This window comes from Pseudocnuella soli (genome assembly GCF_004347775.1).
In the GTDB taxonomy this organism is placed as follows: Bacteria; Bacteroidota; Bacteroidia; order Chitinophagales; family Chitinophagaceae; genus Flavisolibacter; species Flavisolibacter aquaticus.
Genome location: NZ_CP037755.1, coordinates 2,244,929 through 2,257,921, shown reverse-complemented (window position 1 = coordinate 2,257,921; position 12,993 = coordinate 2,244,929). Strand labels below are relative to the sequence as shown.

Here is a 12,993-nt window from a genome sequence, read left to right as displayed (position 1 = left end):
AATCTACCTAACAGGGATGGTCCGGCGGCCAAATCATTGTTGGTACCGGGGCTGACCTTTGTTAACTATTGAACGGAACAGCCAACAAGTTTTACCAAAAAAAACAGCAAGTATTTAAAGAAGAAGAACGCCCAACTCTTGCCTCATCCATGATTCAACACATGCAATGAGATCACCGACCCATCCATCCGCCATCAACCGTTAGAATAGTTCCGTGCACATAATCCGATGCTGCGGAAGCCAGGAAAAGAAGCGGGCCTTGCAGGTCTTCGGGGTTGCCCCAGCGTGCAGCCGGGATGCGGCTCAATATGGCGGCACTCCGCTCCTTGTCGGTTATCAGCGGCTGCGTATTGTCGGTGGCAATATACCCAGGCGCAATAGCATTTACGTTCACGCCTTTGGCTGCCCATTCGTTGGCAAATGCTTTCACCAGTGATGCAATGGCGCCTTTGCTGGCAGCGTATCCCGGCACATTGATGCCGCCCTGGAAACTAAGCAGCGATGCCGTAAAAATGATCTTGCCACTACCCCGTTCGATCATACCCTTGCCTATTTCGCGGGTTAGTATAAACTGCGCCGACTGGTTTACCGCAATCACCGTATCCCAATATTCATCGGAATGTTGCGCGGCAGGCTGCCGCAAAATGGTACCCGCATTGTTGACCAAAATATCAACATTCGCATGTTGCGCCTTCACTGCTTCTATAAACCGGTAAATGGATTGCCGGTCGGCAAAATCGCATTGGAAGGGATAAAACTTTTGGCCCATGCCCGTCACCGACTGTCCCACGGCACCGCCATCTCCGGGCATGCTGGCCGATACGCCAATGATATCAGCGCCGGCCGCTGCAAGTGCCTCCGCCATGGCTTTACCAATGCCGCGGCTGCAACCCGTTACCAATGCTGTTTTGCCCTTGAGGCTAAATTGTTCGAGGATGTTCATATGCTAATGTAGGATGCTATTGAATGGAAACAACCAGCGGCTGCTGCAAGTTGGTGCGAAAGGTTTTCACATGCGCAAACCAATCTTTTGCCGATGCAATTCTGCCTCCCTTATCCCAGGCCGCGCCATGGTAATACACAAAAGGTTGCTGCGGTGCTGCTACCGAATGGGCCAGCAGGTGAGTCTTATCCACCTGCATCCCGGCTACCAACGTCTGCATTATACAGGCCACACCAGTAGTTCCATCATTGCCATGTTGCGCCTCCCAATACGCCAGCAAACCTTCCTGCTCATTCAGTAACATAGCACCCGCCTCTTTTCGTTTAATGATGCCTGTTACTACCGGTAAAACTTCGTTATCGTTGGTGACAAAATTCACCTCAGTGCGGGTAAACTGGCTGCCGGCATCAATGGAAACGTTTTTGGTCATGCGCAGCTTTTTGTTGCCGGCCTTCCATTCATCGTACACCAATTGAAACGTGGAGCGCAGCGGCCCGTTGTCTAAAATCTTCCAACTGCTGAAGGTGCCTGCGTAGCGAATGGTATCAGCCATAAATGGCGCAATGCCTCCGGCACCCAGCGTGAGGCCCACATGGTAATAGTCCAGCCCATCGCCGGCATCTTCGTGGTAGTTGCCCCTCCTGTATCTTTTGTTGATCACGAGGCTGTCGTTGCGCTTTACCCAAACATCAATGCCATAAGCCATTTCGTTGGGTGTTTGTTCCAACGCCTTTCCATAAACGCGGAACGCAATGCGGTCGTTTTCCCAGGCAAAATCATCTTTTCGCTCAGGCACAAAACGGCAATATGTTTTGGCTGCAATTGGTGCCCGCTTGCCCTTTACCAACTGCAGGTTGATGGCGCTTTTTGCCGGCACGGCAACATACACTAATAATTGTTGCACGCTGTCCGTGCCATTCAAAGCTAATTGAACAGGATACTCTTTTTTAGAGGTGGCGTTTATTACTTTGAAAAAGGCAGTATCAAGGTTTGGATAATGCTGCAACACGGTGCGCCAGGGAAAAGCCACCACTTCTTCACGGGCATGGGCACTTTTGTTGGTGATCGTGATCACACCCTTTTGTGCCCGTAAAAAGGCGCAGGTAAACAGCAGCAACAGGATCATTGCAGCTCGCTTGGTATTGTTTGCCATTGTTGCTGTAAAATAGGCATCAATCGCTGCATGGCAGTCATTGCTTTTCCACAAAATGCTCCTTGCTACTCCGAAGGATTTTGGGGTACCAAAAAAGAAAGTGCACCGGGCACCAGCTCAATCGACACATCAATACCCTTTTCCAGTTGCACCATTTTATCATCCACATGTATGCGGGTGCCGCCCCAGTTGATGTTGATCTTTTTACCTTTTAGTGTGTGGAAATGATAAGCTTCGGTTTCTGCTTCCATGCGGCCTTCGAGGTATTCCGAAAACTTTTCGCGTTGCGCTTCGGGAATCAGCACCACTTCAAACTCGCCATCGCCGGGATCGGCCAGCGGCGAGAGCATTACATTGGGCCCAATGGATTTGATGTTCATCACCTCAACCATGTAAAACTTGCCCGAGTGGTCGGTGCCGTCAATTTCAAGGTGGCAATGCCGCGGTTCGTACTCCCACAATATGCGGTGCATTTGTTTTAATGCCTCGGCCAGCTCGGCTTCCGGTGATTCATATTCCCTTTCGTTTTCTTTCATGTACTCCATCAGGTACGGGAAAATGCCGAAGCCCATACCTTCAATGAAGTACGACATGTCGGGCACGTTGGTTACTTTTCCCGCATCAACGTGTTGCACCGTAGCGCCGTGCCAGGCTGCAATGGCCGCGGCAGTATCAGGGTTTGCATTGAACGTTTTGGCAATATTGTTGGCCGTGCCCAGGGGCAACACACCAATCGGTGTGGCATTGCTGTCCGCCTCCTTTAGCAGGTGGCGGGCCACTTTGCCAATGGTGCCATCGCCGCCGGCCACGGCAATAATATCGGCTTTGGTGTCCGCTTTTTTCCAGCTATCTTTTTTGGCCGAGTGGTAGTCAACCTCCCAGCCGGCGGCGATTAGCTGGCTCACCAGTTCTTCTTTGCTGTGCGCTTCATCGCCGGCTGTAGGATTATGGATCAGGAGAACTTTTCCCATGCGCTTTTTTACGGCTATTGCAGGCCAAAAGCATACCACCCCAAAACATGGCACAAAAATGTTGGTAGTGGATGCAATGAAGATCCTGATCACAAACGACGACGGCATTTACAGCCCCGGGCTGGCTGCGCTTGCCAAAGTGGCCAAGCGCTTTGGCGAGGTTACCGTAGTGGCCCCCGATGTGGAGCGTTCTTCGGCTTCGCATGCCATTACATCGCACCTGCCCATTTCATTCAAGAAGGCAAAGATTGACGTGGACGGCATACAAGCATTTAAAGTAAATGGCACGCCTGCCGACTGTGCCGCATTGGGCCTGCACCTTTCGAAGGTAGACCTGGTTTTGTCGGGCATCAACATGGGCCCCAACCTGGGTAATGCCATGTGGCACTCGGGCACGCTGGCGGCCGCCAAACAAGCGGTACTGCTGGGTGTGCGGGGCATTGCGCTGAGTACGCCGGTTGGCAAGGAAGACCCCGACTTCGAAGCCTTTGAAAGCTATGTGGAAGAAACCTTGCATCTGCTGACCAAAGACGATGCGCTGACGCTGTACAATGTAAATTTTCCGCCCAGGCCAAAAGGCATCATGTGGACCCGCCAGTCGAACCGGATGTACGACAACAAGATTGTGCCCAGCGTGGACCCGATGGGCCGCAAGCACTACTGGTTTACCGTAATACCGCTGGAGGCCGCAGAAGAAGGCACTGACCGCTGGGCTGTTGAAAATAATTATGTGTCCATCACGCCGCTTCGGTTAGACCTCACCGATGAGGCGTTGTTGCAACAACACCTCAAGGAAACAGGCGGCACTGCACAGGCCAACGAGCAACAATAAAAAGGTTTTTCTTGCAAAAAATTGAACCAACCGAACCGCCCTTTGTAAACAGTCAAGGCAACAGATTACTTGCCACCACGGCCATAGTGCAACGCTTTTTGTTTTTGCAAAAAGATTAAAAGCATGATCCCTGCCCTTTGCTTTCCACCACCTGTGTACAACAAGTATTTGCATACAGGCGCATTTGTTCGGGTAAAAAAATAACAGCATAAACGCCTTTTAACAACCCAAAAAAACAACAATGAAAGCAGCACGGATTCATGGTCCCAGGAATGTACAATGCGACAACGTAGAGGACCCCAAACTCCAGGACGACCGCGATATTATTTTAAAAGTAACAGCCACCGCCATTTGCGGCTCCGACCTGCATATTTATTCAGGCGGGTTGCCGCAGCCCCGCCCCATGACGCTAGGCCACGAGTTTATGGGCATTGTGGAAGAAGTAGGTAAAGGCGTAACCAACCTCAAACGCGGCGACCGCGTGGTGGTGCCCTTCCCCATTGCCTGCGGCCATTGCTTTTTTTGCAATCATCATTTGCCCGGCCATTGCGAAAACTCGAACCCCGAGCACTACGGTCCCGAAGGCGGGCTGCTCACCGAAAAAGGCGGCGCCCTGTTTGGCTACACCGACCTGTACGGAGGCTACGACGGCGGCCAGGCCGAGTATGTGCGGGTGCCTTATGCCGATTTTGGTCCACGCATTGTACCCGATAACCTGAGCGATGAGCAGGTGCTTTTTCTCACCGATATTTTTCCAACTGGCTATACCGGCATTGATTGGGGCGAAGTTAAAGGCGGCGAAACCGTGGCCATTTTCGGCTCGGGGCCGGTGGGCATTATGGCGGCAAAAAGTGCCTGGCTGCGCGGTGCAAAAAGAGTTGTAATTATTGACACGCTGCAATACCGCCTGGACAAAGCCAAAGCCTCGGCCAACTGCGAAACCATTTTGTGGGAAGATGGCGCCAAAGGCGTGGTGGAACAAATAAGGGCCATGACCGAACGCCGCGGAGCTGATGTATGCGTGGAAGCGGTTGGCTTTGAACCTGACCGCAACCTGCTGGATCGTGCCAAGGCGGTGATCAACCTGGAAAAAGGTTCGCCCAAAGTGCTGGAAGCCTGTATGAGTGCAGTGCGCCGCGGCGGCATTGTATCGGTGCTGGGCGTGTACCCCACCACTTACGACAATTTCCCCATCGGGCAGTTTTTTGATAAAGGCATCACGTTGAAGGGCGGACAGGCACCGGCACACAAACACATCGACACGCTGCTGAAATATGTGCAGGAAGGCAAAGTGCGCCTCGACGACATCATTACCCACCGGTTACCCCTAACCGAAGTGGCACATGCGTACAAGATCTTTAAAGACAAGGAAGAAGATTGCGTGAAAGTGGTGCTGACACCATAATCGATCGTTATAATCATTTACCAAAACGCCATACCTGGCCGGGATACTTTCCTGCCGGGTATGGCTTTTTTATAAAAAATGGCTGCGGCAGTTGGCTGTGGCAATTTGTTTTCACTAAAAGCATTCAGGATATGACCCATGAACAACTATTGTGGTGGCAGTCGGGCATTATTTACCAGATCTATCCCCGCTCTTTCCAGGACAGCAACGGCGATGGCATTGGCGACCTGCAGGGCATTATTCAACGGCTTGATTACCTGCAATGGCTGGGTGTAACGGCCATCTGGATTTCGCCCATCTATCCATCGCCCATGGCGGATTATGGTTATGATATTTCCGACTACCGCGGCATTCACCCGCTGTTTGGCAACATGGACGATTTTGACCAATTGCTGCAAGAAGCACATAATAGAGGACTGCGCATTATACTCGACCTGGTGCCCAATCATACATCTAACCAGCATCCGTGGTTTTTAGAATCCCGTTCTTCGAAAGAGAATCCCAAACGCGACTGGTATATATGGGAAGATGCCCGCCCCGATGGAACGCCACCCAATAACTGGCTGTCGGTTTTTGGTGGGCCGGCCTGGGAATGGGACGAGCAAACAGGGCAGTATTATTACCATGCATTTTTAACCGAACAACCCGACCTGAACTGGCGCAACCCCGAAGTGCAGCAGGCTATGCTCGACGTGATGCGGTTTTGGCTGGATAAAGGTGTGGACGGCTTTCGAGTGGATGTGATGTGGCATATGGTAAAAGACAAGGAGTTGCGCGATAACCCTGTGAACCCGGACTACCAGGTGCATATGGCCACTTACGAACAGCTCACGCCTATTTACTCCACCGACCAGCCCGAAGTGCACGACCTGGTGCAGCAAATGCGTGCCGTGCTCGACAGCTATGGCGAACGCATGATGATCGGTGAAATTTATTTGCCCATACAAAAGCTGATGACCTACTACGGTCCTGATAACAACGGGGCACACCTGCCATTTAATTTCCTGCTGTTGTCGATGCCTTGGGATGCACAAAAAATTGCATCGGCAATTGATGAATACGAACATGCGCTGCCGCAGCGGGGCTGGCCCAACTGGGTGCTGGGCAACCACGACCAGCCGCGCATTACCAGCCGTGTTGGTATAGAACAGGCACGCATAGCCGCAATGTTGCTGCTAACGCTGCGGGGCACGCCTACCATTTACTATGGTGAGGAAATTGGCATGCGTGATGTGCCCATTCCGCCCGATGAAGTGCAGGACCCGCAAGGGCTGAACATGCCCGATAAAAACCTGAGCCGCGATCCTGCCCGTACGCCCATGCAGTGGGATGGCAGCGAGTTTGCAGGTTTCTCGGCCACGCGGCCGTGGCTGCGCCTGGGGCCACAATACAAACGGCCGCATGTGGCGGCGCAAAAAGAAGACCCGCACAGCCAACTGCATTTTTATAAAAAACTGATTGCCCTGCGCCAAAGCCAGCCTGCGCTGCTGGTGGGCGATTATATACAGGTACATGCCGACCACCAGGCACTGGCTTATATACGTGAGGCCAGCGGTGCGCCTGCACTGCTGGTGGTGTTAAACCTGAGCCACAAGCCCTGCTACCTGGCCATCCAGCACCGAACCATTGCGGGCCGTGTGTTGTTTGCAACCGATGAAACGCTGGAAGGAACTGCAGTAGTCAACCGCATACAACTGGGTGGTGATGAAGGAATGATTGTGGAATTGGACGAAGACGAATAGCAAAGCAACATAAATGTAAAAACTGCATTTTTCGGTTGTGCATAAACGTGGCAATACCGATAAATGTGCAGGCAAAAAAATATAAGCCTATGACAGACGAATTATGGTATAAAAACGCGGTGATCTACAGCCTGGATCTGGAAACCTTTATGGACGCCAACGGTGACGGCATTGGTGATTTTGAAGGCTTGTGCGACCGGCTGCATTACCTGCATGCGTTGGGTGTGGACACCATTTGGCTGGCGCCGTTTCAGCCCACGCCGAATAAAGACAATGGTTACGATGTGCAGGATTATTATGGTGTGGATCCGCGGCACGGCTCCAACGGTGACTTTGTTTCGTTCATGCACCAGGCCAAAAAGCTGGGCATCAAAGTGATCATTGATTTAGTAGTGAACCACACATCCGACCAGCACCCCTGGTTTAAAAATGCCCGCAGCAGCAAAGATGCACCCTACCGCAACTGGTATGTGTGGGCTGACAAACGCCCTTCGAACTGGGACGAGGGCATGGTGTTTCCCGGCGTGCAAAAAGCCACCTGGACAAAAGACAAGCAAACCGGCGCATACTACCACCACCGTTTTTACCCGCACCAACCCGACCTGAATACGCATAACCCCGAGGTACGGAAAGAGATTCGCAAGATCATGGGATACTGGCTGCAGTTGGGCGTTTCCGGCTTTCGGGTGGATGCCGTTCCGTTTATTTTGGAAATGCCGCAGCCGGGCAAAAAGAACCCGGTGATGAAGTTTGAATACCTTGAAGAAATGCGCAACTTTTTGCAATGGCGCAGCGGCGATGCAGTGCTGTTGGGCGAAGCCAATGTGCTGCCGGAGCAAACCAAAAACTATTTTGGCGAACGGGCTGAAGGCATCCACATGATGTTCAATTTTTACGTAAACCAATACTCATTTTACACGCTGGCTACCGGTGATACGGCGCCACTCATCAAAGCATTGGAAGACACAAGGGTGGCACCCGGCATCAGCCAATGGGCCAACTTTTTACGCAACCACGATGAACTGGACATCGACCGGCTACCGGATGACCTACGGCAGCGTGTGTTTGAGCAATTTGGACCCGAGCAGCACATGCAGTTGTACGACCGCGGCATCCGGCGCAGGCTGGCGCCCATGCTGGGCAGCCGTGCCAAAATAGAGCTGGCCTATAGCCTGATGTTTTCGCTGCCCGGTACGCCGGTAATGCGCTATGGCGATGAAATTGGTATGGGCGATGACCTGGACCTGAAAGAGCGGGATGCGGTGCGTACGCCAATGCAGTGGTGTGCAGAAGAAGGCGCTGGTTTTTCTACTGCACCTAAACTAGTGCACCCTGTTATTGACAAAGGCTTTTATTCCTACCAGCATGTAAATGTTGCCGACCAGCGCCGCGACCCACAATCCTTGCTCAACTGGATGACCTCGCTGATCCGGCTGCGCAAGGAGTGCCCGGAAATTGGTATGGGCAATTGGGAAATACTCGACGCCGGCGTACCCACGGTGCTAGCTATGCGCTATTCGTGGAAGGGCAATGCGGTGATGATGGTGCATAATTTTGGCGACAAGCCGGTTGAGATAAAATTACCTGCAACAAAAGGAGCCAGCGAACGCCTGGACGACCTGATGGACCAGGATTCGATTGAAGGCAACAGCGCAAAAAAGTTTACCATTGGAATGACGGCATACGGATACCGATGGTTCCGGGTAAAAACTTTATAAATAGAATGGGCGGCATCAGGCCGCCCATTCTATTTATTGATTTGAAACTAAATGTTGGAGCTGCAGAAATTTTTTTATTCACGAAAACAAATTAAACGAATAAGTCCCTCGAACAATTTCATGTCGATTCTCTTCAATGAAGAGAATGCCGTTGTCATCACTGCGCAACATGAAAAGTGCGAAAAGCCGGTTTCACATAAAAGTGTGCTCTTCATTTATCAACGTTTCATTTTATTTTACTTAAACGTCTATTTCAAAACCAATGCAGCCATTGGCTCAATTACTAATTTACCCGTTCGCTGCTTTTTACCCGACACCAATTCCTGTACGCCTTTCTTTCCTATCCACCGGCTTGCATCCAATTGCTGCACACTGCTCGACCGGTTAATCACCACCCAGATCTTTTCACCATTCAGCTCACGCTTAAACACGATTAATCCCTTCGCTGCATCATCCCACACAAATTGCGCACTGCCCCGTTGCAACGCGGGTTCGCTGTTGCGTAGCTGCGCCAGCTTTTGATAAAATCGGAATAGCTGCGGATCAAAATTGTTGTCGTCTGCAGGCCGCGCTGCACCAAATGGATGATGCGTTTCCTGTTCAAACTGCATATCGGCCCACACCATCGGCTTGCGATCGTCCGGATCGTCGGCGCCCCACATGCCAGCTTCGGTACCGTAATAGATCATCGGTGCGCCGGCCCAGGTAAATTGGAAAGTTGCCACCAGGTTCTGAACATTGCGTTCCGCCGCAGTTGGCTTGCGCACCAAAAAACTATCCCGCGGGTGGCCCCTGCGGTCGTACTCGCGGCCGGGGTTCACAATGAGGGAAGCCAGCCGCGGTGCATCGTGGCTGTCCATCAGGTTTTGCAGCGCATGTGCCGCACCTGTTGGATAATCCATTTCTATTTGTTGCAGGCGGCGAATGAATTCTTTTGTATCAATACTGCCATCGATCAAAAAATCTTTGGCTGCATAAGCAAAGCGGTAATTCATCACGGAGGTAAACAAATCACCGGCTATAAATTCCGCCGCTTTTTCGGTCCATATTTCCGCAACGGTAATGGCCTGCGGGTTGATCTGTCGCACCAAGGCATGCCATTCTTTCCACCACTCCTTGCCTACTTCTTCGGCCACATCCAGCCGCCAGCCATCAATGCCATCTTCGGGGTTGCCGTCGCCGTTGGGGTCCATCCACCGGCGGGTTACAGAAAAAATATGATCACGAACGGGGGCATCAGTGTTTCCCGCTCTTCCTTAAAAACCGGCAGGCTTTTAAATCCCCACCAACCTTCGTAATCAAACTCATTTTTGTTTGCAGTTTGCGCATCATCAAACGCTTTTACTACGTACCAGTCCTTATATTTCGACTGCGCTCCTTTTTGCACCAAATCCTGGAATGCCCAAAACTCGGTACCGGTATGGTTCCATACACCATCGATCACCACTTTGATGTTGCGCCGGTGGGCTTCTTTTATCAAATGCAAAAAAAGCGAGTCGGCCGATGACAAGCGCCAGGTGGCCGGGTTGCCATGATCTTCCGTTGCAAACAGCGCTTCATCCGCTTTCGGGTCCGGTCCAAAGTTGCGGTCGATGTGGTGATAGTACGACGCATCGTATTTGTGCAGCGATTGCGCATCGAAAACAGGATTGAAATAAATGGCACCAATGCCCAGGTCTTTTAAATAATCCAGCTTAACGATCACCCCTTGCAGGTCGCCGCCGTAGCGCCGGTTGTTTACATACATGTAAAAATCTGTAGCGCCTTTTTTCGCCCACTCTTCTTGCTGGTACCAATCGGCTGTCCACACAGAAGGGCGCCAGCCCGCAGGCCCTTGGGCTCGTTCCGCTGTAGGTTGATTGGTGCTATCGCCATCGCGAAAACGCTCCGGGAAGATTTGGTACCACACTATGCCATTGGCCCAGCCGGGTGCTTTGTACTCCGGAAGCTTTTGCGCAAATGCATTGATCATACAGCATTGCGCAAAAAGCAAACAAGCGGCAATTATTTTAGGGTGCATATTTTTCAGTTCAAATACGTGTTGGCGTTTACAACTTTTTCAAACCTTTTGTCTGTCCTTTTTCAGCAGCTTCAATGCTGATGGCATAACCGCCACCTGCAGCAACCCATTGGGCTAGTTTTGATTTGCTCGTCACCACGACTTTACGAATGTTGTATGCCTGCGGTGCTGTTTTGTAATGCGCATTTTTAGCATCGGCATAAATGGTGGCGATGTATGTTTTGCCCGGCTCTAGAAAATCGAAACTGATTTGTGATGTACGTGGATCATTGCCACCCACGCTGCCCACAAACCATTTGCCGGTGCCTTTTGCTTTGCGGGCCACGGTAATATATTCGCCGGGCTCGGCCTCCAGGTATTTGCTGTCGTCCCAATCAACGGCTACATCTTTTATAAACTGAAATGCATCGGGGAAACGGTCGTAGTGTTCAGGCAAATCGGCCGCCATTTGCAGCGGGCTGTACAGCGTTACATACAGCGCCAGCTGGTTGGCCAGCGTACTGTTTACATGCGATTTATTTTCGGGGTTTAGCTTGCTGATGTCCATTTCAAAAATGCCCGGTGTATAATCCATAGGGCCGCCCTGCAACCGCGTAAAAGGCAGTATGGTAACATGGTTGGGCTTCGATCCGCCAAATGCCTGGTACTCGGTGCCGCGGGCCGATTCGTTGCCGATCAAATTGGGCCAGGTGCGGGCAATGCCCGTGGGGCGCACTGCTTCATGCGCATTTACCATTATTTGATACTGCGCTGCTTTTTCCAACGCATACTGGTAATGGTTCACAATCCACTGGCTGTAGTGGTTTTCGCCACGAGGCAGTATGTCGCCAACATAGCCGCTTTTTACTGCATCATACCCGTTCGCCTTCATAAACTTGTACGCAGTATCCATATGCCGTTCGTAGTTGCGCACCGACGAAGAGGTTTCGTGGTGCATGATCATTTTCACACCTTTCGATGCGGCATAACTACGGATTTCCTGCAGGTTAAAATCAGGATAAGGCGTTACAAAATCGAACACAAAATCTTTTGAGTTACCAAACCAGTCTTCCCACCCAATATTCCAGCCTTCCACCAGCACAGCATCAAAGCCATGCTGCGCAGCAAAATCAATATAGCGTTTTACATTGGCCGTATTGGCGCCGTGGCGGCCATGCGGTTTGGCCTTGGTGTAATCAGTGATGCCCAGTTGCACCGCGGGATATTCGTCGGTGTATGACCAGGCCGATTTGCCGGTGATCATTTCCCACCACACGCCTACATATTTCGTTGGTTTGATCCACGACACATCTTTGATCTTGTTGGGCTCATTGAGGTTATAAATAAGTTTCGATGCCAGGATCGTGCGGGCATCGTTGCTCACCATCACGGTGCGCCAGGGCGTGGTGCAGGGCGCCTGCATATAACCTTTATCGCCATTTACATCCGGCGTTAGCCACGACTGAAACACCATCGTCGTGTCGTTCAGGTTCAGGTGCATGGTTGCATAGTTAATCAGCGCGGCCTCGTGCAGGTTGAGGTACAATCCATCGGCTGTTTTCATCATCAGCGAGGTTTGCACGCCTGTGGGCGAAAACGAAGTTTGCGATAAATTATCGGTCACCGATTTCGCCATTAGGGCCCTGATCTCCGAAAGCTTTGACGTGGTATAATCATACTCCTGCGTATCGTAATCTCCGGCAATCCAATACGCCGTATGATCGCCTGCCATGGCAAACTCGGTGCGTTCTTCTTTTATTACAAAATAAGAAAGGGCTTTTTGCTGCGGAAATTCGTAGCGAAAGCCAACGCCTTCATCATACAAGCGAAACCGAATGATCATTTGCCGCGTAGTTTCCTTTTGCGTCAGCGTTACGGCCAGCTCGTTGTAGTGGTTGCGAATGGAACTTACTTCGCCCCATACCGGCTTCCATGTTTCGTCGAAAACATTAGTCGCAGTATTGGTTACGGTAAAATCATTTAAAAGGGATTTAGCATCGCCTTTTAAGTGCAGCCCGAGCTTGCTGGGTTTGATCACTGGCTTTCCTTTGTAAGACAATGTGTAAGACGGCACACCACCATTGAGCAGGGTGAATTGCAGCGCCACATTTTTATCAGGTGAAAGAAGTTGCTGCGCCTGCACTGCCGTAGCAAAGAATAAAGAAAAAAGCAAAATTGTCCTGAGCATAACAAAACTGTTTTAGGTCAAACAAAATGGCAGCGCTATCCA

General features: G+C 51.2%; 10 protein-coding genes. 4 read left to right on the top strand and 6 right to left on the bottom strand.

All coding sequences use genetic code 11. The annotated features are described in order from the left end of the window. Positions 1-172: 172 nt before the first annotated feature. From EPD17_RS09330 to EPD17_RS09320, 3 genes are all read right to left on the bottom strand, one after another. On the bottom strand, positions 173-943 hold the full coding sequence (locus tag EPD17_RS09330) for an SDR family NAD(P)-dependent oxidoreductase (RefSeq protein ID WP_132053669.1): 771 nt from the start codon (positions 941-943) through the stop codon (positions 173-175). A 16-nt stretch (positions 944-959) separates the two neighbouring features. Continuing rightward, entirely contained in the window at positions 960-2,096 is a 1,137-nt protein-coding gene (locus EPD17_RS09325) for a DUF4861 family protein (RefSeq protein ID WP_132053667.1), read from the bottom strand. A gap of 65 nt (positions 2,097-2,161) precedes the next feature. Next, on the bottom strand, positions 2,162-3,067 hold the full coding sequence (locus EPD17_RS09320) for a diacylglycerol/lipid kinase family protein (protein WP_165929577.1): 906 nt from the start codon (positions 3,065-3,067) through the stop codon (positions 2,162-2,164). A 58-nt stretch (positions 3,068-3,125) separates the two neighbouring features. Here EPD17_RS09320 and surE point away from each other — a divergent pair, with 58 nt between their 5' ends. The 4 genes from surE to EPD17_RS09300 all read left to right on the top strand — a co-directional run bounded on the left by surE (position 3,126) and on the right by EPD17_RS09300 (position 8,764). After that, positions 3,126-3,899 (top strand): 5'/3'-nucleotidase SurE, encoded by a 774-nt coding sequence (gene surE / locus EPD17_RS09315; protein WP_240040787.1) that lies wholly within the window; start codon positions 3,126-3,128, stop codon positions 3,897-3,899. A 241-nt stretch (positions 3,900-4,140) separates the two neighbouring features. Continuing rightward, positions 4,141-5,304: a zinc-dependent alcohol dehydrogenase gene (locus EPD17_RS09310; RefSeq protein ID WP_132053661.1), complete on the top strand. Its 1,164-nt coding sequence runs from the start codon at positions 4,141-4,143 to the stop codon at positions 5,302-5,304. 131 nt (positions 5,305-5,435) lie between these two features. Beyond that, the gene (locus tag EPD17_RS09305) at positions 5,436-7,046 is read left to right on the top strand and encodes an alpha-amylase family glycosyl hydrolase (protein WP_132053659.1); all 1,611 of its coding nucleotides are present in this window, start codon (positions 5,436-5,438) and stop codon (positions 7,044-7,046) included. Between the two features lie 89 nt (positions 7,047-7,135). Continuing rightward, positions 7,136-8,764, top strand: a complete 1,629-nt coding sequence (locus tag EPD17_RS09300) for an alpha-amylase family protein (protein ID WP_132053657.1) — start codon at positions 7,136-7,138, stop codon at positions 8,762-8,764. A 248-nt stretch (positions 8,765-9,012) separates the two neighbouring features. Here EPD17_RS09300 and EPD17_RS20330 read toward each other — a convergent pair whose 3' ends face one another. From EPD17_RS20330 to EPD17_RS09285, 3 genes are read right to left on the bottom strand one after another with little or no spacing between them, the layout of a single operon-like run. Continuing rightward, positions 9,013-9,957 (bottom strand): alpha-amylase family glycosyl hydrolase, encoded by a 945-nt coding sequence (locus tag EPD17_RS20330; RefSeq protein WP_132053655.1) that lies wholly within the window; start codon positions 9,955-9,957, stop codon positions 9,013-9,015. 11 nt (positions 9,958-9,968) lie between these two features. Next, positions 9,969-10,784, bottom strand: coding sequence for an alpha-amylase family glycosyl hydrolase (locus EPD17_RS20325; RefSeq protein WP_132053653.1), 816 nt, complete (start codon positions 10,782-10,784; stop codon positions 9,969-9,971). Positions 10,785-10,812: 28 nt separating this feature from the next. Then, positions 10,813-12,951: a glycoside hydrolase family 97 protein gene (locus EPD17_RS09285; protein WP_132053651.1), complete on the bottom strand. Its 2,139-nt coding sequence runs from the start codon at positions 12,949-12,951 to the stop codon at positions 10,813-10,815. Positions 12,952-12,993 lie beyond the last annotated feature (42 nt).